This is a genomic window from Leifsonia sp. NPDC058292, assembly GCF_042880955.1.
GTDB lineage: Bacteria > Actinomycetota > Actinomycetes > Actinomycetales > Microbacteriaceae > Leifsonia.
Map to the genome: position 1 here is coordinate 229732 of NZ_JBHVYL010000002.1, position 25229 is coordinate 254960.

The window sequence follows — 25229 nt, forward strand, 5'->3', positions numbered from 1 at the left end:
GACGCGTTATTTTCTGCCCGGTGACCTCTTTTGCGCCCTCAGCCGTAAGTATCGCGCGGGCCCCGCCCTGGAATCGACCTGGGGCCTCTTTTCCAAGAGGGGGCGTCGGGGCCTTGAAAACGGATGGATTGGATGTCGGCCTGAGGGAACCTGTCCGCGATGCGGGCGAGCAGGTCTGAGCGCATCATCCGCAACTGGGTCGCCCAGGCCGTCGATTCGCAACGCACCGTGAGCACGCCCTCGGTGATGCCCTCCGGGATCGCGTGCTTCGCCGTCTCCTCGCCGGCCAGTTCGCGCCAGCCTTCGAGGAGATCCGATTGAGCGAGGGATGCCGTCCAGCCGAGCTGGCTCGCGAGCGCGTCGACCACATCGCCGAGCCCTCTCGGGTCACGGCCCTTGCCGAACGGCTGACTCGCGCTGGGGTCGTTCTCGTCTTTCTTCCTGCTGCGTTTGGCGCGCGCGGGCACTCCGCCGAAGATCTCGCGGAAGCGGAGATAGACGGCCGAGGCCTCCGTCACTTCAGGCAGGTCGTCAGGCATCGTCGCCGCCGGAGATCGCCGCCGCAGCGGGAAGCGCTGGGTCGTCGACCACCGCGCCCCCCTCGATGCGCACGGTGTGCGCCGTGAGTTCACCAGGCACGTCGTCGAACACGGCGGCGGTGATGAGCACCTGCTCGTAACCGGCTACGGCGGTTGCAAGCATGCGGCGCCGGGCCTGGTCGAGTTCGGCGAACACGTCGTCGAGGATGAGCACGGGGTCGCCCGTCGACGACTCGCGACGGAGCAGCTCGGCCGATGCCAGTTTGAGGGCGAGCGCGAAGGACCAGGATTCGCCGTGACTCGCGTACCCCTTGGCCGGCAGGTCGTTGAGTTCGAAGAGCACGTCGTCCCGGTGCGGACCGATGAGGGTCAGCCCTCGCTCGAGCTCCTTGCGCCGCACCGACGCAAGCGCCTGCCGGAAAGCATCCGCGGTCGTGGTGCTGACACCGGTCGAGTCGGTTACATCGGCGCCGTCGGTGGATCCGTCGCCTTCGGCGTCATCGACACGGGCGCCCCTGATGGTCAACAAGGGGATGAGTTTCGGATGGTGGTCGTCACCGGCGACCGATCGGTACGCGGCGACGAGCGGAGCCGAAAGCCGGCTGACGAGGTCGAGCCGTGCATCCACCAGCTCCGAACCGAGAGCGACGAGTCGCTCATCCCAGATGTCCAGGGTGCCGAGCTGGCTCTCTTTGACTCCGGAGGAGCGAGCCGATTTGAGCAGCGTGTTGCGCTGCTTGAGCACGCGCTCGTAGTCGGCGAGCACACCGGCGAATCGCGGATTGCGCTGGATCAGGAGCTGATCGAAGAACCGGCGGCGGATGCTCGGCTCACCCCGCACCAGCGCAAGATCCTCCGGCGCGAACAGCACGCTCGAGAAGTACCTCGGCAGTTCGCGGGTCTTGATGGCTCCGCGATTCACCTGGGCCCGGTTGGCCGACGACCGGTTCAGTTGAACCTCGACGAGCAGCTCGCGGCCCTCGTGGTGGATGCGCGCCCGCACAATCGCGGACTCGGCATCTTTACGGATCATGGCCTGATCGCTCGACACCCGGTGCGAGCCGAGCGTACTCAGATAGCCCAGCGATTCGACCAGGTTCGTCTTTCCCTGACCGTTGCGGCCGACGAAAAGGTTCGCGCCGGCCGCAACGGGAACCTCCGCAGTTCTGTAGTTGCGGAAGTCGGTCAGGGAGAGATGGGTGACACGCACTCTGCTCAGATACCGCGCAGGCTAGTCGACGGCCTTGACCGCGTGGCCACCGAACTGGTTGCGCAGAGCCGCGACGGCCTTCATGGCCGGGGAGTCTTCCTGGCGCGAGACGAAGCGGGCGAAGATCGACGCGCTGATCGTCGGGACGGGAACCGCGTTCGCCAGCGCTTCCTCGACCGTCCACCGGCCCTCGCCGGAGTCTTGCACGTAACCCTCGATGTGCTCGAACTCGGGATCCTGCTCAAGAGCGCGCACGAGCAGGTCGAGCAGCCAGGAGCGCACGACGGTTCCGCGCTGCCAGGCTTTGAACGTGCCCGTGACGTCGTGGATGATGTCCTTGCGCGTGTCGAGCAGCTCGTAGCCCTCGGCATATGCCTGCATCAGGGCGTACTCGATGCCGTTGTGCACCATCTTGGCGTAGTGCCCGGCGCCGACGTCGCCGACGTGGACGAACCCTTCGGCGCGCGGACCCTCGGGGCGCAGAGCGTCGAAGACCGGCATGACCCGCTCGACCTGCTCCTTGCTGCCGCCGACCATCAGGCCGTAGCCGTTGTCGAGGCCCCACACGCCGCCCGAGACGCCGGCATCCATGTAGTCGATGCCCTTCGGCGCGAGCTGTTCCGCGTGCTTGAAGTCATCGGTGAACCGGGAGTTGCCGCCGTCGATGATGAGGTCGCCCTTTTCGAGCAGGGGCTCGAGTCCGTCGACCACGGAATCGGTGATCTTGCCGGCCGGAACCATGATCCACACGGTGCGCGGGGCAGGGAGAGCTGCGACGAGGTCGGCCAGAGTCGCCACATCCGAGACGTCGGGGTTCGTGTCGTAGCCGGTCACCTCGATGCCGTTCTTCTCGAGGCGGGCACGCATGTTGTTGCCCATTTTTCCGAGACCGATGAGGCCGATGTGCATGATTGTCCTTCTGTTCGCTATGACGCCGACGACCGTTACCTGAGCAGCAGGTTGGGCTGCAGGAGGTACTTGTAGTTGTCCGCGCCTGCCTGGTCCTTCGAGGTCTGGCTCGTGATGAGCACCGGACCAGGCTTGTTGGGGTTGTCGGTCTTGGTGAACGAGATGCGCACGAACTCCGAGTGCACCGCGCCGAGACCATCGAGCAGGAACTGTGGTTTCAGCGAAACCACCGTCTCCTGGCCAGTGAGGAGAGCGTCGATGCTCTCGGAAGCTTGGGCCTGTTCCGAACCGATGGCCTCGAGAGTCAGACCGTCGGCGCTGAACGAGTAGCGGAGCGCGGCTTCGCGCTCGAGCACGAGCGAGACACGTCGCGTCGCCTCGATGAGCTCGGCGGTGTTGACCACGGCGTAGTTGTCCACCGTGTCGGGGAAGAGCCGGCGCACGGGCGGGAAGTTGCCCTTGATCAGCAGCGAGGTGACCGTCTTCTTGTCGGCCGTGAAGGCGATGAGCTCACGGTCGTCGCGGTTGGTGATGGAGACGGCGATGGTGCCGCTGTGGCCGAGGGTCTTGCCGATCTCGGTGAGGGTGCGGGCGGGAACCAGGGCCGTCACCGGCTCGCCGGAGGTGGTTCCGTTGTCCCAATCGATCTCGCGCACGGCGACGCGGTAGCGGTCGGTGGCCACGAGGCCGAGCGTGTTGTCGCCGACTTCGAGCTGCACGCCCGTGATCACCGGGGTGACATCGTCACGGGATGCTGCCACGCCGACCTGCGCGACCGCTTCGGAGAACTCCTCGGCCGGAACCAGGCCCGATTGCCCTGTCACCTGCGGGATGCTGGGATATTCCTCGACAGGCATCGACAGCAGGGTGAAGTTCGCGGAGCCGGCGCGCACGACGATCTTGGTGTCTTCGGTCGAGAACTGCACGGGTGCATTGGGGAGCTTCGACGCGATCTCGGCTAGGAGGCGCCCGGAGACCAGCACTCGCCCCGGCTCTTCGACCTCGGCGGCGATCTCCGTCTGCGCCGAGACCTCGTAGTCGAAAGACGACAACTGAAGGCCGGTGTCAGTGGTCTCGATCAGCACACCGCTCAGGATCGGCAGCGTCGTTCGCTGCGGAAGGAGCTTGACGGCGAACGAGACGGCTTCGCTGAAGACGTCCCGGTTGGCTTGGAACTTCACTCGCGTCACCTCTGTCGTCGGCGGGAAATGGATCGTGACAAATCCTAGCGCCTGCCTCAGACCGGAGAAGTTTGTGATTCGAGCGTCGGGAGAAGGTTGTCGGCCTCCACACTAAGAAGAGTTAATGATTAATGGTGTTAACCGCTGTGGAAACTGTGGATAACTCGGTGGACTCCAGGAAACGACTGGGAACTACAAGGATGTCACTTGTTGATGACTTGGGGATTCCAGTGGAATGGCGGGTGATCGGGATGCGAGCGAGAAGGCGTCGACTCACAGCGATCCATCATCCGTCCCCATTAACGCCCCAGGTTTCCGGTAGTTCTCCACAAGTTATCCACATGTGAGAAAAGATGACTTCTCCCCAAGGTGGGGAGGAATATGTGGATAACCGGCGCTGGCGGTTACACCCCGGGCGGCGCTTGCCGAGCGGCTACTTCGAGTAGCGGTGGTTCTGCTTGATGCGGCTGGTGAGCTCGGTGACCTGGTTGTAGATCGAGCGGCGCTCCTTCATGAGCTCGCTGATCTTCTTGTTGGCGTACATCACCGTCGTGTGGTCGCGGTTGCCGAACAGCTGGCCGATCTTCGGCAGGGACAGGTTGGTCAGTTCGCGGCACAGATACATCGCGATCTGCCGGGCCGTCGCTACGGCCTGCGACCGGCTCGAGCCGTAGAGGTCGTCGACGGTGAGCTTGAAGTAGTCAGCCGTGTTCGTGATGATGTCGGTCGGCGCGATGACATTGTCGTCGTCGAGGGTGATGAGGTCTTTGAGCACCGTCTGCACCAGGGGCATGTCGACGGGCGTGCGGTTGAGGCTTGCGAACGCGGTGACGCGGATGAGCGTTCCCTCGAGCTCGCGGATGTTGCTCGACACCTTCGACGCCATGAACTCGAGGATGTCGTCGGGAACTTGGATCTTCTCGCTCTGCGCCTTCTTGCGGAGGATCGCGATGCGGGTCTCGAGGTCGGGCACCTGCACATCCGTGATCAGTCCCCACTCGAAGCGGGAGCGCATCCTGTCTTCGAACCCGGTGAGGTGCTTCGGCGGCAGGTCGCTGGTGATGACCACCTGCTTGTTGTGGTCGTGCAGCGTGTTGAAGGTGTGGAAGAAGGCCTCTTGGGTCTCTACAGCTCGCTGGAGGAACTGGATGTCGTCGATCAGCAGGATGTCGATGTTGCGGTAGCGCGCCTGAAAGGAGGAGCCGCGGTTGTTCGCGATCGAGTTGATGAAGTCGTTGGTGAACTCTTCCGAGCTGACGTACCGCACCCGGATGCCCGGGTAGAGGCTCATCGCGTAGTGGCCGATCGCGTGCAGAAGGTGGGTCTTGCCGAGGCCGGAGTCGCCGTAGATGAAGAGCGGGTTGTATGCCTTGGCGGGTGCCTCGGCCACAGCGACCGCTGCGGCGTGCGCGAAGCGGTTGGACTGGCCGATGACGAAGTTGTCGAAGCTGTATTTGGGGTTCAGACGCGTGTCGCTGTTGCGGGCGGGAGCGGTGATCTCCGCCGGCTGCGTCACCCCGGGCGCCTCGATGTATGCCGCTTCCGACGGCTCCGTGGGGCCGGCCATCGTCTCCTGCTGAATGTCGGGGTTGACCACGATGGCGAAAGTCGTGACCGCCAGGTTCTCATCCAGGGTGCCGATCGCGTTGAGCAGGGGGACGCGGCTGCGCTGCTCGATCATTCCGCGGGTGAACTCGTTGGGCACTTCGAGGTAGAAGGTGCCGGCCATGATGCCCTTGGGTTCGACCAGGCTCAGGAATCCGTGGAGCTGTGGCGTGATCCGGTCGTCCGACTCGAGTGTGTCGAGCACGCTCTTCCATGCCACAGAAATGGACTCTTCGCCGCCTGCCATCGTTCCCCGTATTCGTCTCGTGTGGATGCCGTCACCCGACTTCGACGTGTCACTTCTTCGTGACTCGGTCGTCATCGGTGCAGGCGCGTCGCCGCGCCCGGAAGGTATTCACAGAGTTATCCACCGCTGTGTTTGCAATACCGTAGCGATCTCCGGCCTTCAGTGGGTACGGCTGGGGATAACTTTGGTGCTCACGCTAACTTGTCCACAGGTTGTGGATCAAATTCGATAGTGGGAATACATCGGCGTGTCGTTCCCGTCGAGACTGTCAATGCTGTGCATAATCAACGGATTTGGCTCGTTTGGTTTGACCTCGACCGCCAGACGCCGTAGCTTTAACCAGTTGACTTCAGCCGTTCAGGCTGCCCAAAAACTTTTCACGGCCTCCCCGTGCTGGCTCACCGCTCGGCACCGGCCTGTTAAGAGACCACACGGAGATTGATATGAGCAAGAGAACGTTCCAGCCGAACAACCGCAAGCGTGCGAAGACCCACGGCTTCCGTCTGCGCATGCGCACCCGTGCCGGCCGCGCCATCCTGGCCGCTCGCCGCACCAAGGGCCGCACGAAGCTCTCGGCGTAGCCTCAGCCGGTGCTCGCCAAGGCCAATCGCATCACGCGGGGGTCGGATTACAAGGCGACCGTGCGTCGCGGCGCTCGCTTCTCTGATGCGAACACCGTCACGTACGTGCGCCCGAACCCCGATTCCGAGGTGGTGCGATTCGGCTTCATCGTTGGAAAGACGGTGGGCATCGCAAACCGGCGCAATCTCGTTCGTCGACGCATGAAGGCTGTGGCGTACGAGTTGCTCCCCCAGATGGCGCCGGGAATGGACGTCGTGATCAGGGCATTGCCAGCGTCCGCTCAAGCGGAGTGGGTTACCCTGCACGAAGAGATCTCCCGAGCCGTCAGCCGAATCACCAGTAGAGGCATTCTCCGTCGATGAACACCGCCATCACAGCTGTGCTCCTCGCGCCGAGAAACGTCGCAGTGCTGGTGCTGCGCGCTTATCGTGCCGTCATCTCACCGTTGTACGGGGATGTCTGCCGCTACTACCCCTCTTGTTCGGCCTACGCACTGCAGGCCATTCAGGAGCACGGGGTGGCCGTCGGCACGGTGCTCGGAGTTCGGCGGATCGCGCGCTGCCACCCGTGGGCAGCCGGAGGGGTCGATGACGTCCCCCTCAAGAAGAAACGTCGCTACCGGGTGACTCCGTTCGGATTCGTCGTCACAAGCCAGGGAAAGGCCTAGCAACCCACATGGACATCATCGGAACGATTCTGTGGCCCATCAAGTGGGTCGTGGAACTGATTCTCGTCGCCTTCCACTGGCTGCTGACCAACGTCGGGCTCGACGCGGCCGCAGGTCTGACCTGGGTTCTCTCGATCGTGGGCCTCACCGTCGTGGTGCGTGCCGCGCTCATCCCGATCTTCGTGCGCCAGATCAAGAATCAGCGGCGGATGCTCGAAGTGGCGCCCCAGCTCAAGAAGATCCAAGACAAGTACAAGGGCAAGAAGGATCAATTCTCCCGCGAGGCGATGTCGCGCGAGACGATGGAGCTGTACAAGAAGACCGGAACGAACCCGCTCAGCTCGTGCCTCCCTCTGCTGCTTCAGATGCCGATCTTCTTCAGCCTGTTCCAGGTGCTGAACGGTGCGCAGAGCGGCAAGGCCGGCGTCGGTCCACTGAACGAGCAGCTCGCGCAGCAGTTCGGCAGCGCCTCGCTCTTCGGCATCGCTCCCCTGCACCAGAGCTTCCAGGGCGCGCTCAACGCACATCCTCAGCAGGTCGCCGTCATGGTGATCGCTGCGACGATGGTCGTGCTCATGACCGGTTCGCAGTTCCTCACGCAGCTGCAGATCGTGTCGAAGAACATGTCGCCGGAGACCAAGGCGAGCCCGCAGTTCAAGCAGCAGCGCATCCTGTTGTACCTGCTCCCCTTCGTCTTCCTGTTCTCGGGCTTCGCTTTCCCGCTCGGCGTCATGTTCTACTGGCTGACCTCGAACATCTGGACCATGGGCCAGCAGTTCCTCGTCATCCGCAACATGCCCACGCCCGGCTCGGATGCCGCGAAGGCTCGCGAGGCGCGTCTGGCACGCAAGGGAAAGCTCGTCAATGAGGAGGGCGCCGTCGTGCTCACGGTGAACGAGTCGACAGCCGAAGCTCCCAAGAAGACCACGCAGCGCGTTCAGCCCGTGAACAAGAACCGCGCCAAGAAGCAGTCCGGAAAGTAGCAGGAGCCGATATGACCGACGTGCAGCAGACCGAGCCCGAGTTCACCACCGATGTCGAGAACGCCGATGCCGACGTTCCGGCGACGACGGCCGGCGCTGAAGGTGTCGATCGCGAGTACAACGAACCCACCGCGGCCGAGCTCGATCGTGAGGGCGACATCGCGGCCGACTACATCGAGGAGCTGCTCGACATCGCCGACATCGACGGCGACATCGACATCGACGCGCGCAACAACCGCTCGTACATCTCGGTGAACGCTGGCGACGGTGCGAACCTCCGCGTGCTGTCGAAGCCCGACACAGTGAACGCTCTCCAGGAACTGACCCGGCTCGCTGTGCAGAACAAGACCGGCGCTTTCTCGCGTCTGATCCTGGACATCGGTGGCTCGAGGGATGCACGCCAGGCCGAGCTCGCCACTCTCGTGGAGCGTGCCATCGCCCGCCTCGAAGAGGGCGCTGCTCAGGCAGCACTGCCGCCCATGTCGTCCTATGAGCGCAAGCTCGTTCACGACATCGTGTCGGACCGGGGTTTCGTGTCGAACTCGCACGGCGAAGGTCGCGACCGCCACACCGTCATCACTGCTGCCTAGTTTCACGTGAAACTCTGCTGAGCGCGCTGTGACTGACTCCCCCGACGCCCCCGGGCTGCCTGACGGGACCGCGGATGCGGGTCCCGTTGCAGACCCCGACGCGTCGACGGAATTCGAACTCGAGCCGGAGCCTTCGGTCGCCGCGACACTCTTCGGTGATCGCATCGACGTAGCTCGACGTTTCACCGCCAACCTCGCCGAGCAGGGTGAGGAGCGCGGACTGATCGGCCCGCTCGAACTCCCCCGCCTGTGGTCCCGGCACATTCTGAACTGCGTGATCGTCGCTCCACTTCTGCGTCCCGGTCGAGTCGGGGATGTGGGAAGTGGCGCGGGTCTCCCGGGTCTGGTGCTGGCGATCGCCCGGCCGGAAGTCGACTTCGTGTTGATCGAGCCGATGGAGCGTCGAGTGGCATGGCTCACCGAACAGGTCGAAGAGCTCGCGCTCTCGAACGTCGAGATTGTTCGCGCGCGAGCGGAAGACGTGCGTCTAGCCGAACCACTCGATCAGGTCACGGCCCGAGCCGTGAGTGCTTTCCGAAAACTGATTCCACTCACCGCTCCCTTGGTTCGTGACGGAGGCGAGCTCGTGCTCATGAAGGGTGCCAGCGCTCAGGCCGAAGTGGATGCAGCGGCCAAGGAGATGCGCAAGTTCCGCCTTCGCGACGCCGAAGTGCGAGTCCTGGGCGAAAACGTGCTCGACGAGGTCACGAGAGTCATCACAGCGTTCGTCCGCTGAGCTCAGGCGGCCCTTAGGATCGCTCCTGTGGAACCGAGCGTCATGACAACACCGTTCCTTCGCGCGATAAATAGCTCCTGACCAGGTATTTGACTTGCTGGGCGCGGGGACGCGAGAGCGCTCGAATCGGCTGAATTTCCGGCCGTTATGGCCTGTTTTCGCTCATTTCCGTTGCTTCGCTTCCCCGATTGTGGCGTTGGGGAGCGAACGCCCATTTCGACGCATTTCTCCGCCGGTGCACGCACTTTTCGACCCAAGCGGCCGGTGGCGGCGACTGCTCACGCACCGCAGCGCGTGCAAAGCTGGCTCGCGAAGATGTGGTGTGCCACGACCACGCGTTGGGATGCTCGATGTTCGCGTCCGCTGCGCGCGCACCACCCAGTGCGCGATCTCGGAGGCGCGCGGAGCAGGTCATTCGATGCGATGCCACTCCCCTGTTGCCTGCCACGCGCGGGCTTCGAAGGTGAAGTAGCTGCCCAGCCCGGGCTGGTCGAGACCTCGACTGATCGGCCGTGAACTCAGGCTTGCAAGGAGTAGTGCGCCGACACCACCGTGACCGATGAACGCGATTCTGTCGTCGCGGTCAGCTGCGAGGTTCGCGCGTACGGCTCGTTCGACGCGTGCTTGCGCGTCGATCGCCCGCTCCCAGCCGCGCTCCGGCAGGTGCGGGTTGGCGAAGAACGCGTCGACGGTCAGCTCGAACTCGTGCGGCGGGAGGTACCCGGTGGCGCTTCGATCGATCTCGCCGAGGGCGGGGTCGACACGAACGCCGAGTCCGAGCGCTTGTGCCACGATCTCCGCGGTCTCGTGCGCTTTGACCTCTGCGCTGCTGACAATGTCGTCAACCTCACTGCGCAGCAAGTGGGACAGGAGCCTCGCGCGTGCCCAACCCGCATCGGACAGGCCCCACTGCTCGATCGGCACCGAAGGATCAATGACCACCTCGGGATGGGTGATGAAGTAGCAGGACACCACTCGACGCTACCGGTTGGCGGCCGCGGCGGCGAGGGCATGTTTCACGTGAAACCACTGCCCGGTGAGGGATAAGCCTTCCGTGCCTGATGTCGCGCTGTCGCCGCGGACGGGGTGGGATCAGTCCCCGGGGTCAGGTCGGCTCGGCGGCGTTCTCGATCAAGGTGAGCTGCGTCCCGTCAGCGTCGACGAGAAACGCTGCGCGTTGTCCCCATGATTGCAGCCTCGCCGGATGCAGTCGCGGTTGCCCGACCGCCGTCTCCTCGATGCCCGCGTTCCTGAGCTGCCGATACAGCTCATCAAGGTCATCGACGCGAACGGTGCACATGAAGTTACTCTCCTCGGGCACGAGGCCGTGGAGCGGAAAGAACTCCAGCTGAAGGGTCCCGCGACGAAGAATCAGCCAGGCTTCGTCCCGATACGCGAGTTCGAACCCGAAGCGGCCGTAAAACGCGATCGTGTCATCGAAGCCGCGAGACGGCAGATTCGGAACTGCGCGATCGGCCATGTTGTCAGCATAGTGATCGGGCGGCGGGAACACCGTGGCAGTTTCACGTGAAACATCCAGTCCCGGCGATCCCGGTCGACGGACACAACCCATCCGAGCGTTGTGTGTCAGTCATCCAAGATAGAGTTGACGAAGTGGTTTACCGCAAGGCTTGACCCTTCCGAGTCATGAACGCGGCGCTCAGCGCCAGAACGAGCGACAAGGTTTCACGTGAAACATCCCGACCAGGACGCCCAGGTCGAACCGACCGCCTCGGCTTTTGACGGCTCGACCCCGCTGGCCCGGGAGATTCAGGATCTGACACGTCGTCGGCAGGCAATCGCCGCTCAAACACTGCCCCTTCCTTCCCGTACGCGCATCTTCACGATCTCCAATCAGAAGGGCGGGGTCGGCAAGACCACGTCGGTGGTGAACCTCTCCGCCGCGCTGGCCAAATCAGGCGCGCAGGTGCTGGTGATCGATCTCGATCCTCAGGGAAACGCATCCACGGCACTGAGCGTGGAGCATCGCGAGGGCACGCCGAGCGTTTACGACGTCATCGTGAACGACAAAGAACTCGACGAGGTCATCCAGAAGAGCCCGGAGTTCGAGGGTCTATTCGTCGTACCCGCCACCATCGACCTCGCCGGCGCCGAGATCGAGCTCGTTTCCATGGTCGCCCGTGAGCAACGCCTGTCGCGGTCGCTCGCCACGTTCCTCGACGAGTACGACTTCGACTACGTGCTGATCGACTGCCCACCCTCGCTCGGGTTGCTCACGATCAACGCGTTCGTCGCCGCCAGTGAGGTGCTCATCCCCATCCAGTGCGAGTACTACGCACTCGAGGGGCTGAGTCAGCTGCTCAAGAACATCCAACTCATCGAGAAGCACCTCAACCCGAAGCTGCGGGTCTCGACGATTCTTCTCACGATGTACGACTCCCGCACCAATCTCGCCCATCAGGTGGCCGAGGATGTGCGAGCCCACTTCCCCAAAGAAGTTCTCGACACCATCATTCCCCGCTCCGTGCGGATCTCGGAGGCACCGAGTTACGGGCAGAGCGTCATCAGCTACGACACGAATTCCTCCGGATCGCTCTCCTACCTGGAGGCGGCAGCGGAGATCGCACGAAGAGGAGCACCCCGCTAATGGCAGCGAAGCGCACAGGATTGGGCCGCGGAATCGGCGCACTCATCCCCGTCACCGACCAGTCGGCACGTCCCGTCGACGTCTTCTTCCCGGATTCTTCCGCGCAGGCGGACTCGCGGGCGAATGCCCTGGTGGCCGTTCCGGGCGCGCGACTCGCGAACCTCTCCCCCGCATCCATCGCCCCGAACGCGGTGCAGCCCCGAACCGAGTTCGACCAGGAGGCTCTTGATGAACTGATCGCGAGCATCCGTGAGGTCGGAGTGCTGCAGCCGGTGGTGGTGCGGCCCATCCTGGGCGAAGCCGACCGCTACGAGCTCATCATGGGCGAGCGTCGCCTGCGCGCGACCAAGGCCCTCGGCCTCGAGACCATTCCCGCCGTCATCAAAGACACGGCCGACGAGGACATGCTGCGGGATGCGCTGCTCGAGAACCTGCACCGGTCGAACCTGAACCCACTGGAAGAGGCCTCCGCCTACCAGCAGCTTCTCGCCGACTTCGGCATCACGCAAGACGCCCTCGCCACCAGGATCGGCCGGTCGCGGCCCCAGATCACCAACACACTGCGGCTACTGAAGCTGCCTTCTGCAGTGCAGTCCCGCGTCGCCGCCGGCGTCTTGAGCGCCGGGCACGCACGAGCCATCCTGTCGGTGGGCGACGACGAGGAGGCCATGGGCCGCCTGGCCGACAAGATCGTCAACGAAGATCTCTCGGTGCGAGCAGCCGAGGCCGCCGCCAGCAAAGAACCGAAGGCTCCGCGCACGAAGGCGACTCCGGGTAAGCACCGCGGGCACCTGGACGAGATCTCCGACAAGCTCGGCGACCGCCTCAACACGCGCGTAAAGATCACCCTCGGGGCAAGAAAAGGCCAGATCGTGGTGGATTTCGCGACGATCCAAGACCTGAACAGGATTCTCGAGGAGATCGGTCAGCCCAGCTACAGCTGACCGATCCCGGCTTCACTGGTCGGCGATCGCCGCCACTGCGAGAGCCGCGTAAACCTCGCCGAGGTCACGGCCCGACGCGGCGATGGCCTGCGGCATGATGGAGGTCTCCGTCAGGCCTGGAAGCACATTGGCCTCGAGGAACCACGGAGTGCCCGAATCGTCGACGATGAGGTCGATGCGCGAAAGGTGCCGGAGCCCGAGCGCGAGATGCGCGGTCGTGGCGGCTGCGGCGACGCGTGCGGACACGGACTCATCGAGCCGTGCCGGAACGTAGAACCGGGTCTCCCCCGCGTTATAGCGCGCGTCGAACGTGTACGCGCCGGCGAGCGGCTCGATCTCGACCGCGGGAAGCGCTTCCGGCCCGTCACCGGTGTCGATGACGGCGATGGAGACCTCGACGCCTTCGATCTTGCGCTCGATCAGGGCGACATCCGAGTAGGTGTACGCGTCGACCATCGCACGGGGGAGGTCATCCGCCGACTGCACGATGCTGACCCCTTGGGCGGAGCCGCCCTGCGCGGGCTTGACGACGAGTGACTCCCCCAGTCCGGCGACGACGGTCGCGAGCACGCTGTTGGCGCCGAGCTCACGGAACGTCTCCTGCGGCAGGGTGACGGATGCAGGGGTCGCGACGCCCGCGCGGGCCACGAGGGTCTTCGCTGTCGGCTTCGACCACGCGAGCCGGGCCGCGTCGCTGCGCGACCCGACGAAGGGGATGCCCGTCTGCTCGAGCAGTGCGCGGAGGGCGCCGTCTTCACCGCTGGCGCCGTGCAGCGCCGGCCAGATGACGTCGGGACGGTTCTCGGCGATGGCTCCGAGGAGAGACGCATCCGGGTCGCGCAAGGTCACGGTGTGGCCGAGGGAGTTGAGACCGTCGACGACCCGGCGACCGGAGCGCAGCGAGATGTCGCGCTCGTGAGAGATCCCACCCGCGAGCACCAGGATGTTCAGAGCGTGTTTTTCAGCCATGATCAGGCCTTTCGTGTCTGGTGAAGCTAGCGCAGGTCGGTCGGAGGGTTGGCACTGTTGCGGTCTCGTCCGAGCTGGGAGAGGCGGCCGGTGCCGGCGAACGTGTCGAGCAGGTCTTGTTCGCCGTTGATCACGTTCGCGAGGCGCCGGATGCCGACCCGGATGCTGTCAGGTGTCGGATAGCAGAACGACAGGCGCATGTTCTGGCGCCCGTTGCCGTCGGCGTAGAACGCTGTTCCGGGGGTATAGGCCACGAGCTCGGTGACGGCGCGGGGAAGCATGGCCTTCGAGTCCAGATGCTCGGGCAGCGTCAGCCAGACGTAGAAGCCTCCGTTGGGGTTCGTCCAGCTCAGCTCGGGGAGGTGCTCCTCCAGCGCCGAGATCATCGTCTCTTTGCGCTCCCGGTACACCCCGCGGAATGTGTCGATCTGGGCGCGCCAATCGGCGTCTTTCAGATACTCCGAGACGACGAGCTGCGAGAACGAGCTGGGGCTCAGCACGGCCGCTTCGTTCGCCAGGATGAGCTTCTCGCGGATGGCGTGCGGCGCGAGGGCCCAGCCGACGCGGAAACCGGGGGCGAGCGTCTTCGAGAACGTTCCGAGGTAGACCACGCCGTCGTGCTCGACCGAGCGCAGCGCAGCCGGGGGCTTGTCTTCGAAGTACAGGAGCCCATACGGGTTGTCCTCGAGCACCAGGATGTCGTTCTCGCGCGCGATCTCGAGGATCTCGAGCCGGCGTTCCCAGGTGAGCGTGACGCCGGCCGGGTTGTGGAACGTCGGAATCGTGTAGAGGAACTTCACCTTGCGGCCCGCGCTCTTCAGCCGGGCGATGTGCTCACGGAGCGCCTCGGGGATCAGGCCGTGCTCATCCATCGGCACATGGTCGACCTCCGCCTGATACGAGCGGAAGATCACCATGGCGGTGACGTAGCTGGGGCCCTCGGCGAGCACCACATCCCCCGGATCGATGAAGAGCTTGCTGAAGAGCTCGAGGGCGTGCTGCGAACCGGTGGTGATCACGACGTCGTCGGCGCTGGCGCTGATGCCTTCGAGCGCCATCACGTCGAGCACCTGCTCGCGGAGGGCGGGAACCCCCTGCCCTGAGCCGTACTGGAGGGCGACGGGGCCCTGCTCCCGCATGACGCGGTCCATCGCACCGACGACGAGATCTTCGGGGAGGGCGGAGACGTAGGGCATGCCCCCGGCCAGGGAGACGACCTCGGGGCGGCTGGCGACGGCGAACAGGGCTCGGACCTCACTGGCGGCCAGACCGCTCGTGCGCTGCGCGTAGTGGTTGTACCACGGGTCGAGATTGTTGCCGCGTGAAAGCGGGCTGCCCTGATCAGTCACTTTTCTTCCTTCTTACGCCGTTTGCCAATGCTATTTGTGTGGACGTGCCTGTTCGAAATCGAACGGTGATGGTGCGGGGATGTTTCGGATACAAAAAAAGACCCGCCCGGCTTCTCGCCGGACGGGTCTGTGATGACTGGTCGGCTACGCGAGGTAGGCGGCCAGGTCTGCTTCGAGGGCAGGCTTCGGCTTCGCACCGATGACGGTCTTGACGACCTCGCCACCCTGGTACACCTTCATCGCGGGGATGGAGGTGATCTGGTACTTCGCCGCGGTCTGCGGGTTCTCGTCGACGTTCAGCTTGACGATCTCGATCTTGTCCGAGTGCTCAGCGGCGATCTGGTCGAGGATCGGGCCGACGGCGCGACACGGGCCGCACCACTCTGCCCAGAAGTCCACGAGGATGGTCTTCTCGCTGTTGAGGACGTCATCCTGGAAGGTGGCGTCAGTGACGGAACGTGCTGCCGACATTGTGTGATTCTCCTTAAGCGGTGGGGGTGAGTTCGAGATCGCTGGCGTCCGCTTGGGCCAGCAGGTCTTCGGGGAGGGAGGCGAGGTACTGCTCGGCGTCCAGCGCTGCAACCGTACCCGAAGCCGCGGCGGTGACCGCCTGACGGTAGTGCGGGTCGATCACGTCGCCGGCCGCGAACACACCCGCGACCTTCGTCTTGGAACTCCGGCCGGCGACCGCGATGGTGCCTTCCGAAGTGAGGTCGAGTTGCCCGTGCACGAGGTGCACGCGCGGGTCGTTGCCGATCGCGATGAACAGGCCCTGGAGCTCGAGTTCGCTGCGCTCACCGCTGACGGTGTCGCGCAGCGTGACGCTCTTCACGGTCTCGTCGCCGTTGATGCCGACGACCTCGGAGTTCCAGACGAATTCGATCTTGTCGTTCGCCATGGCGCGGTCTTGCATGATCTTCGAGGCGCGCAGGGTGTCTTTGCGGTGGATGACGTACACCTTGTCCGCGAAGCGGGTCAGGAAGTTCGCCTCCTCCATTGCGGAGTCGCCGCCGCCGACGACGGCGATCGTGCGCTCACGGAAGAAGAACCCGTCGCAGGTCGCGCACCAGGAGACGCCGTGGCCGGAGAGGCGCTCTTCGTCTTCTAAGCCGAGCTTGCGGTATGCGGAGCCGGTGGCGAATATGACCGAGAGCGCCGTGTGCACGGCACCGGAGCCGAGGGTCACTGTCTTGACGTCGCCGGTCAGATCGACCGAGACGACGTCGTCGAGCACGACCTCGGTGCCGAACCTCTCGGCCTGCGCCTGCATCTTCATCATCAGGTCGGGGCCCATGATGCCGTCGGGGAATCCAGGAAAGTTCTCGACCTCGGTGGTGTTCATCAGCTCGCCGCCGGCCTCGACGGAGGAGGCGATCAGCAGCGGCTTGAGGTTGGCGCGGGCAGCGTAGACCGCTGCCGTGTATCCGGCGGGGCCGGAACCGATGATGATGATCTGCCGCACTGCGGAGCTCCTTGCACTGACTGTCGCGGTCCCGATCGGAATCGCTGAGGTGTAGAACACATCCTAGGCGGATGCTATTCCTTGTCACCTGGGTGTTCGGAGCGGGGCGCGAAACGGCTGAGAATCGGCGCGAGACCGGCTCTGAGGTCGTCGGAGCGAAGCAGCACGAGCGAGCCGAAGTACACGACCAGCATGACCACGCCGACGACCACGATCGACGTGAGCGCTGCGATGAACGACGACACCGGGAAGGCGCCGGCCCGGACCCCGCCCAGCAGAACCAGGAAGCCCGCACCCGCGATCATCGATGCGGCCGCGGCGAGAAGGAAGCGCCACAGGCCTCGCGCGATGCGGCGGCCGTCGACCCCGCCGATCCGGCGGCGCAGGAGTGCGACCGCGATGAGCGCCTGCACGGTGGTCGCGGCCGACACGACGAGGGCGATCGCCGCCGCGCGGAAGGAGCGGTCGACCGAGAAACACGCCAGCACGCCGCCAACGACCACCACGACCTGGATGACCGTGAACACGAACGGGGTGCGGGTGTCGCCGAGCGAGTAGAACGCCCGCTGGGCCATGAACACGATGGAGAACGGCACGAGACCGACGAGATAGGCGATGAGCACGTATCCGTAGTCGACGTACGACGGCGTGAAGACGCTCGCCAAGGGGAACGCCACGACGATGAGAGCGGCTGCCGAGAAGACGATCAGCAGCAGGATCGACCGCGCGCCGCTCGAGAAGTCGGTGCGGAAGGCATCCGTGTCGCCGTGGTGCGCGTGCTCGGCCATCCGCGTGTAGAAGGCGGTCACGATCGAGACAGCGATGATGCCCTGCGGCAGCATGAATATCAGCCAGGCGCTGTTCATGATCGCGGGACCGGCGAATCCTTTGCCCACCGAGTTCGCGACGTTCGTCTCGATCAGGCCCGCGATCTGCGTCGCGATGAGCATCCCGAATGTCCACGCGGCGGCGCGGCCGGCCGTGCCGAGGTTGACCCCGCGCCAGGCGAAATCGAACCGGAACCGCAGGCCCACCCGACGCCAGAAGAAGAAGAGCAGGAACGCCTGCACAGCGACGCCGAGGGTGGCGCCTCCGGCCAGAACGGCGATCATGGTCGGGTTCCACTCGCCGGCGCCTCGCACGCTCTCCGGGTCGGCTCCGAACGCCACGATGAAGACGAGCAGCAGCGCGATGCCGATGATGTTGTTGGCGACCGGCGCCCAGGTGAACGGCCCGAACGACTTGCGGGCGTTGAGCACCTCGCCGAGCAGCGTGTAGAGACCGAGGAAGAAGATCTGCGGCAGAGACCAGTAGGCGAACGCGGTGGCGATGGCGGCGTCCTCGCCGCGCAGGCCGAAGAGCTGCATGAGAACAGGGGAGAGCAGCGTCGCGACCAGCGCGACCGCGGCGAACACGACGATCCCCACGGTGACGAGCTTGTTGATGTAGGCCTTGCCGCCGTCGGCGTGGGCCGAGGCGCGAACGATCTGCGGCACCAGGATGGCGTTCAGGATGCCCTGGGCGATGAGCGCGTAGATGCTGTTCGGAACGATCGTGGAGGTCGCATACGGGTTGGAGGCGAACGCCACCGCACCGATCGCCTGGATCAGCAGGAACGCTTTGACGAAACCGAGGATGCGGGAGACCAGGGTTCCCGAAGCGAGCATCGCGCTTGCCCGCCCGACGCTAGCCACGTTCGGCTCTCCGCTGCTCACGCCGACGCAGGACGTTGCGCACGATGCCGAACCCGAAGAGCAGCACCAGAAGGATGCCGAAGATCAGGGCGCCGATGCCCTCCCAGTCGGCGTGCACATCCACTTTCGCCGTACTCTGCGAACCGATCTGCACGCCGGTCGGGCTGTAGAGCGTGAGAGTCAGGGTCACCTGGCCGTTGCCGAGCTTGGCCTTGACCGGCACGAGCATGGCTGCCCGGGAGTCTGCGGGGATGCGCCTGGTCGAGTCGTCGTCGATCTCCAGGCGGCTGTTGGACGGTGAGGCCCGGAGCACGAGGTTCGCCGCCTGGTCGGGCAGCGCGTTGGTGACCGTGAACGGGATCGAGCCTTGAGCGCTGACGAGGTTCACGTTCTCGGTCGGCACGATCTTGATCGCATTCAACGTCTTCGTGGTCGCGGCCCGGGTCTTCGTGACCGCGGCCGTCCAGTCGGTGCGCGGGTTCTGCCACGAGACGGCGAGGAGGGTCAGCAACTCCGCGCGCGCCCGGCCCGTCATGGTCGCGGGGTCGTCGAGGATGGTCGCGAACTGGTCGAGGCGCGTCTCGTCGTCGGCGAGGGCATGGATGGCGTCGAGGCGTGTCTGCGACTCCGGCGCATCCACCAGCGCCAGGCCGCTCGTCGACGAGGAGGCGAGCGTCTCCGGAAGGGTGGCGGGCGTCGACCAGGGAGTGTTGAAGAGGGCGTCGAGCGTGCGCTGCAGCTGGGTTCCGCTCGATGGCCAGGAGCGGTCGAAAGCGAGGAGCACGTGCTTCGCCTGGCCGCCTTCCTGGCTGGCGAGTTCGAGTTGCGCGTTCACCTTCGCCATCGCGGCGTTCCAGGATGCATCGCTGGGAGCAGACGCCGCCTGACGGATCGCCGCGGAGAGCACGGCGTCGGTCACGCCGAGCTTGCCGCCGTCGAACGGCAGCACGGCATTCGATGTTCCGTCGAGCTTCGCCGCGTTCGAGTTGCTGCCCGAGATCAGGGTGGTCGTGTATCCGGCGGCCTTCAGCGGATCGAGGTCGGTCGCGCGCACGGTGTCGTCGCCCGGCCAAGCGATCCCCTGCAGGCTGAAGTTCCACGAAACGAGCTCGTCGAGCGTGGGCAGAACGGGCGCGTTGCCCGCGGTCGGCGTCGGGCTGGGCGTGGGGCTCACGGTCGGCGTGGACGTCGACTCCGTCGGTTCGCCGACCGGGGTGGGCGATGGCGTGAAGTTCTTCGCGTCGAGTGCGTAGGCGAGCGAGGTGGGCGCCAGTGGCTTGGTGAGGCCGCTCTGGAACTGCCCGACCAGGTCGGCGTCGCCGAAGCCGAGCGAGAAGGTGTCGTTCGGCAGCCGGGAGAGCCGCTCGAGCCAGTCGGAAGCGCTGGCGGGCGCAGCGTTGCCGAGCGCACGGATCGAGGCGACGATCATCGGGTCGAGTCCGATCGCGACCGTGCTGTGGTGCATCAGGCCGTCGAGCTCGCGGGTGAGCACGCCGTTGGGCGCGGTGTAGGTCGCAAGGTCGTCTGCCGAGATCAAGCCGTCCGACGTGGAGGGGCTCACGATCGGCATGACCACTCCGACGGTCGATGGTGTGGCGGTGGCGCCGGGGCTCCACACGAGACTGCTCCGCGCGTTCGTCGTCGTCGCACCCACCGTGACCGAGGCTCCGATGCCGAAGACCGACTGCGAGGGGTCGGTGGCGAACGGAACGGAGGCGGCCGGAACGGTGACGGTCACCACGGTGCTGCTGCCCGGTTCGAGCGCGGTGATCGGCGCCGAGCCGACGGTCACGGCCTGGTCGACGGCGTCGGTCGAGGTCAACCAGGCGTCAAGGGTCGACCGGGACTTCTGCGCGGCCGGATCGACCCACAGCACGGCCGTTCCCGCCCCGTAGGCGAGCTGCGAGCTGTTCGTGATCGTGATCGACACGGTCAGCACCTGACCGGGAGACAGCACCCCGGCGTTCTCGGCGGCCACGGATGCGGTGAGCGGCGAATCGTCGGAGTCGCCGGCGGCCGTGGAGACGTCGGCGGGTGCGCCGGCGGGTGCGCCGGCCGTCGCTGCCGGCGACGCGAGCGCGCCCGCAGCGGGAAGCAGCGCGATGGCCAGGGAGGCGCCGGTGAGCGCGGCGACGAACCGCGCGCTCAGTCCACGGAGGCCCCGCCGACGGGTGGGCCTTGCGGATACGCTCATGCGTCGACGCACGATCCGGGTTCGGCCTCCATGAAGAACGATTCTAGAGGGCTGCTCCTGAGTCCCCTCCGAGCGCGCCCGTAAACTTGGGGACCATGCACAACGTCGCCGAATCCCTTGCACGCCTCGGCGACCTCGCACGCTCGGCGACGGTCGCCCGGGTCTCGACCGCCTTCGCCGACGCAGGATTCGAGCTCGCACTGGTGGGCGGCCCCGTGCGGGACGCACTGCTCGACCGCCCGGTGCACGATCTCGACTTCACAACGAATGCCCGGCCGGACAGCATCCTCGCCGTCGTCTCCCCCATCGCCGACGCGGTCTGGGACATCGGCCGTCAGTTCGGCACGATCGGCGCGCGTTTCGGCGACGACACCGTGGAGATCACCACCTACCGCACCGACAGCTACGACGGCGCCACCCGCAAGCCCGACGTCGAGTTCGGCGACACGCTGGAGGGCGACCTGCTGCGGCGCGACTTCACGGTGAACGCGCTCGCGCTCCGCGTTCCCGAGGTGAAGCTCGTCGACCCGTCCGGTGGCGTCGAGCACCTCATCGGGCGCACGATCACCACGCCGAGCAGCCCGGAGATCTCGTTCGGCGACGACCCGCTGCGCATGATGCGGGCCGCCAGGTTCGCATCCCAGCTTGGCTTCGACGTCGACGCCGACACCGAGCACGCGATGGCCGAGATGGCCGACCGCATCGACATCGTCAGCGCGGAGCGGGTGCGCGACGAGCTCTCGAAACTGCTCATCACCGACGGGCCGCGTGCCGGCCTCGAACTTCTCGTCTCGACCGGTCTCGCCGGCCGGGTGATCCCCGAGATCCCGGCGCTGAAACTCGAACTCGACGAGCACCACCACCACAAAGACGTGTACCAGCACAGCCTGACCGTGCTCGACCAGGCGATCGGCTACGATAAAGAGCGCCACCCCGGAGAGGCCCCAGACCTGGTGCTGCGCCTCGCGGCGCTCCTGCACGACATCGGCAAGCCGGCGACGCGCAAGCTCGAGCCCGGCGGGTTGGTGAGCTTCTACCACCACGACGTCGTGGGAGCGAAACTCGCGAAGAAGCGTCTCACCGAACTGCGCTTCGACAAGTCGACGATCGACTCGGTCGCGCGCCTCATCGAGCTGCACCTGCGGTTCTTCGGCTACACCGAAGGCGCCTGGACCGACTCGGCGGTCCGCCGGTACGTGCGCGACGCGGGCGGCGAGCTCGAACGCCTGCACATGCTCACCCGGGCAGATGTCACAACGCGTAACCGTCGCAAGGCCGACAGGCTCGCCTTTGCCTACGATGACCTGGAAGCCCGCATCCGCGAGCTCAAAGAGAAGGAGGAGCTGGATGCGGTTCGCCCCGACCTCGACGGCGAACAGGTCATGCGCATCCTCGAGCTCCGCCCGGGCCGGGAGGTCGGTGAGGCGATGAGATACCTGCTGGAGCTGCGCCTCGACGAAGGCCCGCTCGGCGAGGAGGAGGCCACTCGCCGACTGCTCAGCTGGTGGGAGCAGCGCTGACCCAGCGGTCGGCACGCGGAAAGGGTCTGCGTCGCCGCAACGCGCTGACCGGCTACACCCTGCTCGCGCCCAGCCTGTTCGGTGTGGCGTGCTTTCTCGCGCTGCCGGTGCTCATCATCGTGTGGCTCAGCTTTCAGAGCTGGGATCTCATCAGTCCGGCGCGATTCGTCGGCCTGGCCAACTACACCTCGGTGCTCGGGGATGCGGTGTTCGGCAACGCGCTGCTGGTCACGCTCGCGTTCGTGGTGATCGTCATCCCCATCCAGACCGGTCTCGGGCTGCTCGCCGCCTCATTCCTGACAAGGGGGTTACCGGGGTCGATCGTGCTGCGCACCATCTATGTGCTCCCCTGGATCTGCGCCCCGCTGGCGCTCGGAGTGGTCTGGAAATGGATCTTCGCCCCGACCGGCGGCGCCCTGAACGCCATCCTGGGTGTGCACATCGAATGGCTCACCGACCCGGCGCTGGCGCTCCCCGCCGTGTGCGCCGTGGTGATCTGGACGAACGTGGGATACGTCACCCTCTTCTTCATGGCCGGGCTGCTGAACATCCCGCCTCACCTGCTCGAAGCCGCGCGGCTCGACGGAGCCGGGCCGGTCGCGGTGTTCTGGCGCATCAAGCTGCCGCTGCTGCGGCCGACCATGTTCTTCGTGCTCGTCACCAGCGTGATCTCGACCTTCCAGATCTTCGACCAGGTCTACGCGCTCACGAACGGCGGACCGGATCGGCGCACGGATGTGGTGGCCAACCACATCTACACCGAGGCGTTCCAGACGTTCGACCTCGGGCGGGCATCCGTGATGGCCGTCGTGCTCCTGGTCATCCTCGTGACGATCACCGTCGGCCAGCAGCTCTATTTCAGACGCAGGACGACGTATGACCTCAGCTAGCCGCATCCTGCGCACGCTCGGCATTTATGTCGTGCTGCTCGCCGGAGCCGTCGTGACCCTCTGCCCCTTCGTCTTGAGCGCGATGACCGCCTTCAAGTCACCCAAGCAGTTCGCCCAGCAGCCCCCGCTCGCCGCGCCCGACCCGTGGAGCCTGCAGAACGTTGTAACCCTCTTCACCGGTTCCGCCGATTTCGGCCGCGCCCTGGGGGTGACGGCGCTGGTCACCGTGTTCATCGTCGTGTTCCAGATCGTGTTCTCGATCATGGCCGCCTTCGCGTTCGCGAGAGTCGACTTCCCCGGCCGGCAGGCGCTGTTCTGGGTGTACCTGTCGACGCTGATGGTTCCGGCGGTCGTGCTGGTCATCCCGCTCTACCTGATGATGGTCGAGCTCGGGCTTCGGAACACCTTCTGGGGGCTCGTGCTGCCGTTCTCGTTCGGCAGTCCATACGCGATCTTCCTGCTGCGCGAGTACTTTCGCGGCATCCCGCAAGACCTCATCGACGCGGCGAGACTCGACGGAGCGTCGACGCTGGATGTGCTCGTCGAGGTGGTCGTTCCCCTCTCCCGCCCGATCATCGCCACCCTCGCCCTCATCACCGTGGTGAGCCAATGGAACAACTTCCTCTGGCCCCTCGTCATAACAAGCGGTAACACTTGGCGCGTGGCCACCGTGGCCACTGCTAGCCTCCAGACCCAGTACAACGGCAACTGGACTTTGGTGATGACAGCGACGACGCTGGCGATCGTGCCGCTCGTCGTTCTCTTCCTGGTCTTCCAGAAACAGATCGTGCGATCGATCACGATCTCAGGGTTCCGGTAGACGCAGAAGAAGGAGACACACATGGCCAAGCGTTCGACCGTGATCGCCGCATCCGTGGCAGGGCTCGTCGTGGTGGTGGCCGCGGTGGCTGTGGTCGCCGGGGTCGCGGGCGCCTCGCGTCCGACGAAGCAGACCGTCACCGTGCGGCTGTGGGATGACCAGGTGCAGAAGGCGTACGACAAGTCGTTCGCAGAGTTCGAGAAGAAGAACCCCGACATCGAGGTGAAGACCTCGCTCGTGCCGTGGGCCGACTACTTCACGAAACTCCGCACCGACCTCGCCGGCGGCGAAGGCGACGACATCTTCTGGGTCAACGCCGGCAACTTCGAGGATTACGCGACCAACGGCGACCTCGTGAACGTCACGCACGACCTCGGTGCCGGCATCGAGCGCAACTGGCAGCCGAGCGTTGTGAAGCAGTACACGCAAGACGGAAAGCTCTGGGGCGTGCCTCAGCTCGCCGACCCCGGCATCGGCGTGTTCTACAACGAAGACCTCCTGAAGAAGGCGGGTGTCGACCCCGCCAGTCTCAGCGGCCTGCACTGGGACCCGACCGGAGCCGACGACACCTTCCTCCCGGTGCTGCAGAAGCTGACGCTCGACTCATCGGGCCGCAACGCCGCCGACCCCGCGTTCGACCCCGGCCACATCGTTCAGTACGGCTACAACGCGGCCAACGATCTCAACGCGATCTACATCAACTACCTCGGCTCGAACGGCGCGGCGCTGCAGAAAGGCGACAAGTTCGTCTTCGACTCCCCCGAGGGCGTTCAGGCTTTCCAGTACGTCGTCGACCTGATCAACAAGTACCACGTCGCCCCATCGGCCGCAGACACGAACACCAACGGCGACTTCAGCCGAGACCAGTTCACGCAGGGCAAGCTGGCACTCTTCCAGACGGGCTCGTACAACCTCGCCAACGTGCAGCAGGGTGCCGCCTTCACCTGGGGCGTCGCGGGAATCCCCGCCGGTCCCGCCGGTGCCATCAGCGTGACCAACGGCGTCATCGCCGCGGGCAACGCGCACTCGAAGCATCCGGATGCAGTGAAGAAGGTGCTCACCTGGCTCGGCGGTGCGGAGGGTTCCGCGGCGATCGGCGCCAACGGCTCCGCCTCCCCCGCCGTCATCCCGGCGCAGCAGTCGTTCCTCGACTACTGGAAGTCGAAAGGGGTCGACGTCTCCCCGCTCTACAAGGTGCTCGACAACGGCAGTGTTCAGGCGCCGCAGGGCGCCAAATGGGCGGCGGCGCAGGATGCGTTCGGCCCGATCTTCGAGTCGATCTTCGCCGGGCGCACGCCCGTCGAGGGCGGGTTGCGCGAGGCGCAGGCCGCGGCGAACGCGGCCATCGGCGCGGGGTAACGCGGGCTGCCACGGGGCTGGGTGCTGCGCGCCGCACGCTGGGCGCTGCGCGCCGCGGGTCGCGCCGAAAGTGGCCCTTTCGATCGGATGTGGCCGGTGCGGTGGGGTGTTTCCGCGGGGCCCGCCCCACCCCACCCCCCGGGGCCCCCACGCCGGCGGGGGGCCCTGCAC

The 25229-nt window shown here is 65.5% G+C and carries 25 protein-coding genes; 12 read left to right on the forward strand and 13 right to left on the reverse strand.

From position 1 onward, the window contains the following. Nucleotides 1-38 precede the first annotated feature (38 nt). The 5 genes from ACFVWR_RS03195 to dnaA all read right to left on the reverse strand — a co-directional run bounded on the left by ACFVWR_RS03195 (nt 39) and on the right by dnaA (nt 5691). Nucleotides 39-539, reverse strand: coding sequence for a DUF721 domain-containing protein (locus ACFVWR_RS03195; protein ID WP_387207899.1), 501 nt, complete (start codon nt 537-539; stop codon nt 39-41). Beyond that, a complete protein-coding gene (gene recF / locus ACFVWR_RS03200; RefSeq protein ID WP_387207901.1) occupies nt 532-1749 on the reverse strand; it encodes a DNA replication/repair protein RecF in 1218 nt (405 codons plus the stop codon). The genes ACFVWR_RS03195 and recF overlap by 8 nt, the downstream gene beginning before the upstream one ends. 21 nt (nt 1750-1770) lie before the next feature. Continuing rightward, nucleotides 1771-2658 (reverse strand): phosphogluconate dehydrogenase (NAD(+)-dependent, decarboxylating), encoded by an 888-nt coding sequence (gene gnd, locus ACFVWR_RS03205; RefSeq protein ID WP_387207903.1) that lies wholly within the window; start codon nt 2656-2658, stop codon nt 1771-1773. Nucleotides 2659-2693: 35 nt separating this feature from the next. Then, a complete protein-coding gene (gene dnaN / locus ACFVWR_RS03210) occupies nt 2694-3839 on the reverse strand; it encodes a DNA polymerase III subunit beta (RefSeq protein WP_387207905.1) in 1146 nt (381 codons plus the stop codon). A 433-nt stretch (nt 3840-4272) separates the two neighbouring features. Further along, a complete protein-coding gene (dnaA, locus tag ACFVWR_RS03215) occupies nt 4273-5691 on the reverse strand; it encodes a chromosomal replication initiator protein DnaA (protein ID WP_387207907.1) in 1419 nt (472 codons plus the stop codon). A 443-nt stretch (nt 5692-6134) separates the two neighbouring features. On the opposite strand from dnaA, the gene rpmH reads away from it, so the two are divergent. The 6 genes from rpmH to rsmG all read left to right on the forward strand — a co-directional run bounded on the left by rpmH (nt 6135) and on the right by rsmG (nt 9249). Then, entirely contained in the window at nt 6135-6272 is a 138-nt protein-coding gene (gene rpmH, locus ACFVWR_RS03220; RefSeq protein WP_163288492.1) for a 50S ribosomal protein L34, read from the forward strand. Between the two features lie 9 nt (nt 6273-6281). Next, nucleotides 6282-6635, forward strand: a complete 354-nt coding sequence (rnpA, locus tag ACFVWR_RS03225; protein ID WP_387207909.1) for a ribonuclease P protein component — start codon at nt 6282-6284, stop codon at nt 6633-6635. After that, nucleotides 6632-6940 (forward strand): membrane protein insertion efficiency factor YidD, encoded by a 309-nt coding sequence (gene yidD, locus ACFVWR_RS03230; RefSeq protein ID WP_387207911.1) that lies wholly within the window; start codon nt 6632-6634, stop codon nt 6938-6940. Before rnpA ends, yidD begins: the two co-directional genes overlap by 4 nt. A gap of 8 nt (nt 6941-6948) precedes the next feature. Then, nucleotides 6949-7923, forward strand: coding sequence for a membrane protein insertase YidC (yidC, locus tag ACFVWR_RS03235; RefSeq protein WP_387207913.1), 975 nt, complete (start codon nt 6949-6951; stop codon nt 7921-7923). Nucleotides 7924-7934: 11 nt separating this feature from the next. After that, entirely contained in the window at nt 7935-8513 is a 579-nt protein-coding gene (locus ACFVWR_RS03240; RefSeq protein ID WP_387207915.1) for a protein jag, read from the forward strand. A gap of 163 nt (nt 8514-8676) precedes the next feature. After that, complete coding sequence (gene rsmG, locus ACFVWR_RS03245; protein WP_387207983.1) at nt 8677-9249, forward strand: 16S rRNA (guanine(527)-N(7))-methyltransferase RsmG; 573 nt, start codon at nt 8677-8679, stop codon at nt 9247-9249. Between the two features lie 411 nt (nt 9250-9660). Here the strand turns inward: rsmG and ACFVWR_RS03250 are convergent, their stop codons facing one another. Together ACFVWR_RS03250 and ACFVWR_RS03255 are read right to left on the reverse strand one after the other, a co-directional pair. After that, entirely contained in the window at nt 9661-10221 is a 561-nt protein-coding gene (locus ACFVWR_RS03250; protein WP_387207917.1) for a histidine phosphatase family protein, read from the reverse strand. A gap of 133 nt (nt 10222-10354) precedes the next feature. After that, on the reverse strand, nt 10355-10762 hold the full coding sequence (locus ACFVWR_RS03255) for a bleomycin resistance protein (RefSeq protein ID WP_387207919.1): 408 nt from the start codon (nt 10760-10762) through the stop codon (nt 10355-10357). 177 nt (nt 10763-10939) lie between these two features. Here ACFVWR_RS03255 and ACFVWR_RS03260 point away from each other — a divergent pair, with 177 nt between their 5' ends. Both ACFVWR_RS03260 and ACFVWR_RS03265 read left to right on the forward strand, forming a co-directional pair. Beyond that, nucleotides 10940-11857, forward strand: coding sequence for a ParA family protein (locus ACFVWR_RS03260; protein ID WP_387207921.1), 918 nt, complete (start codon nt 10940-10942; stop codon nt 11855-11857). Next, complete coding sequence (locus tag ACFVWR_RS03265) at nt 11857-12801, forward strand: ParB/RepB/Spo0J family partition protein (protein WP_387207923.1); 945 nt, start codon at nt 11857-11859, stop codon at nt 12799-12801. The genes ACFVWR_RS03260 and ACFVWR_RS03265 overlap by 1 nt, the downstream gene beginning before the upstream one ends. A 12-nt stretch (nt 12802-12813) precedes the next feature. Here ACFVWR_RS03265 and ACFVWR_RS03270 read toward each other — a convergent pair whose 3' ends face one another. The 6 genes from ACFVWR_RS03270 to ACFVWR_RS03295 form a co-directional block, all read right to left on the reverse strand. Further along, on the reverse strand, nt 12814-13770 hold the full coding sequence (locus tag ACFVWR_RS03270; RefSeq protein ID WP_387207925.1) for a D-alanine--D-alanine ligase: 957 nt from the start codon (nt 13768-13770) through the stop codon (nt 12814-12816). 26 nt (nt 13771-13796) lie between these two features. Next, entirely contained in the window at nt 13797-15119 is a 1323-nt protein-coding gene (locus ACFVWR_RS03275; protein WP_387207927.1) for a PLP-dependent aminotransferase family protein, read from the reverse strand. A 144-nt stretch (nt 15120-15263) separates the two neighbouring features. Next, nucleotides 15264-15590: a thioredoxin gene (gene trxA / locus ACFVWR_RS03280; RefSeq protein ID WP_387207929.1), complete on the reverse strand. Its 327-nt coding sequence runs from the start codon at nt 15588-15590 to the stop codon at nt 15264-15266. Nucleotides 15591-15603: 13 nt separating this feature from the next. Continuing rightward, entirely contained in the window at nt 15604-16581 is a 978-nt protein-coding gene (gene trxB / locus ACFVWR_RS03285; protein ID WP_387207931.1) for a thioredoxin-disulfide reductase, read from the reverse strand. A gap of 74 nt (nt 16582-16655) precedes the next feature. Further along, on the reverse strand, nt 16656-18275 hold the full coding sequence (gene murJ, locus ACFVWR_RS03290) for a murein biosynthesis integral membrane protein MurJ (protein ID WP_387207933.1): 1620 nt from the start codon (nt 18273-18275) through the stop codon (nt 16656-16658). Then, the gene (locus tag ACFVWR_RS03295) at nt 18268-20469 is read right to left on the reverse strand and encodes a DUF6049 family protein (RefSeq protein WP_387207935.1); all 2202 of its coding nucleotides are present in this window, start codon (nt 20467-20469) and stop codon (nt 18268-18270) included. The genes murJ and ACFVWR_RS03295 overlap by 8 nt, the downstream gene beginning before the upstream one ends. 95 nt (nt 20470-20564) lie before the next feature. Here ACFVWR_RS03295 and ACFVWR_RS03300 point away from each other — a divergent pair, with 95 nt between their 5' ends. Genes ACFVWR_RS03300 through ACFVWR_RS03315 form a run of 4 tightly spaced genes read left to right on the forward strand, consistent with a single transcriptional unit; the run spans nt 20565 to nt 25058 of the window. Continuing rightward, on the forward strand, nt 20565-21989 hold the full coding sequence (locus ACFVWR_RS03300; RefSeq protein ID WP_387207937.1) for a CCA tRNA nucleotidyltransferase: 1425 nt from the start codon (nt 20565-20567) through the stop codon (nt 21987-21989). After that, on the forward strand, nt 21974-22879 hold the full coding sequence (locus tag ACFVWR_RS03305) for a carbohydrate ABC transporter permease (RefSeq protein ID WP_387207939.1): 906 nt from the start codon (nt 21974-21976) through the stop codon (nt 22877-22879). The genes ACFVWR_RS03300 and ACFVWR_RS03305 overlap by 16 nt, the downstream gene beginning before the upstream one ends. Further along, on the forward strand, nt 22866-23699 hold the full coding sequence (locus ACFVWR_RS03310) for a carbohydrate ABC transporter permease (RefSeq protein WP_387207941.1): 834 nt from the start codon (nt 22866-22868) through the stop codon (nt 23697-23699). Before ACFVWR_RS03305 ends, ACFVWR_RS03310 begins: the two co-directional genes overlap by 14 nt. A gap of 21 nt (nt 23700-23720) precedes the next feature. Beyond that, nucleotides 23721-25058, forward strand: a complete 1338-nt coding sequence (locus ACFVWR_RS03315; RefSeq protein WP_387207943.1) for an ABC transporter substrate-binding protein — start codon at nt 23721-23723, stop codon at nt 25056-25058. Nucleotides 25059-25229: the final 171 nt, after the last annotated feature.

Excerpts from the sequence above, each read along its gene's own strand:
- ACFVWR_RS03195 (WP_387207899.1), bottom strand. The coding sequence starts at position 539 with ATGCCTGACGACCTGCCTGAAGTGACGGAGGCCTCGGCCGTCTATCTC.
- gnd (WP_387207903.1), bottom strand. The coding sequence starts at position 2,658 with ATGCACATCGGCCTCATCGGTCTCGGAAAAATGGGCAACAACATGCGT.
- dnaA (WP_387207907.1), bottom strand. The coding sequence starts at position 5,691 with ATGGCAGGCGGCGAAGAGTCCATTTCTGTGGCATGGAAGAGCGTGCTC.
- rpmH (WP_163288492.1), top strand. The coding sequence starts at position 6,135 with ATGAGCAAGAGAACGTTCCAGCCGAACAACCGCAAGCGTGCGAAGACC.
- yidD (WP_387207911.1), top strand. The coding sequence starts at position 6,632 with ATGAACACCGCCATCACAGCTGTGCTCCTCGCGCCGAGAAACGTCGCA.
- yidC (WP_387207913.1), top strand. The coding sequence starts at position 6,949 with ATGGACATCATCGGAACGATTCTGTGGCCCATCAAGTGGGTCGTGGAA.
- ACFVWR_RS03240 (WP_387207915.1), top strand. The coding sequence starts at position 7,935 with ATGACCGACGTGCAGCAGACCGAGCCCGAGTTCACCACCGATGTCGAG.
- ACFVWR_RS03265 (WP_387207923.1), top strand. The coding sequence starts at position 11,857 with ATGGCAGCGAAGCGCACAGGATTGGGCCGCGGAATCGGCGCACTCATC.
- ACFVWR_RS03270 (WP_387207925.1), bottom strand. The coding sequence starts at position 13,770 with ATGGCTGAAAAACACGCTCTGAACATCCTGGTGCTCGCGGGTGGGATC.
- trxA (WP_387207929.1), bottom strand. The coding sequence starts at position 15,590 with ATGTCGGCAGCACGTTCCGTCACTGACGCCACCTTCCAGGATGACGTC.
- ACFVWR_RS03295 (WP_387207935.1), bottom strand. The coding sequence starts at position 20,469 with ATGAGCGTATCCGCAAGGCCCACCCGTCGGCGGGGCCTCCGTGGACTG.
- ACFVWR_RS03300 (WP_387207937.1), top strand. The coding sequence starts at position 20,565 with ATGCACAACGTCGCCGAATCCCTTGCACGCCTCGGCGACCTCGCACGC.
- ACFVWR_RS03310 (WP_387207941.1), top strand. The coding sequence starts at position 22,866 with ATGACCTCAGCTAGCCGCATCCTGCGCACGCTCGGCATTTATGTCGTG.
- ACFVWR_RS03315 (WP_387207943.1), top strand. The coding sequence starts at position 23,721 with ATGGCCAAGCGTTCGACCGTGATCGCCGCATCCGTGGCAGGGCTCGTC.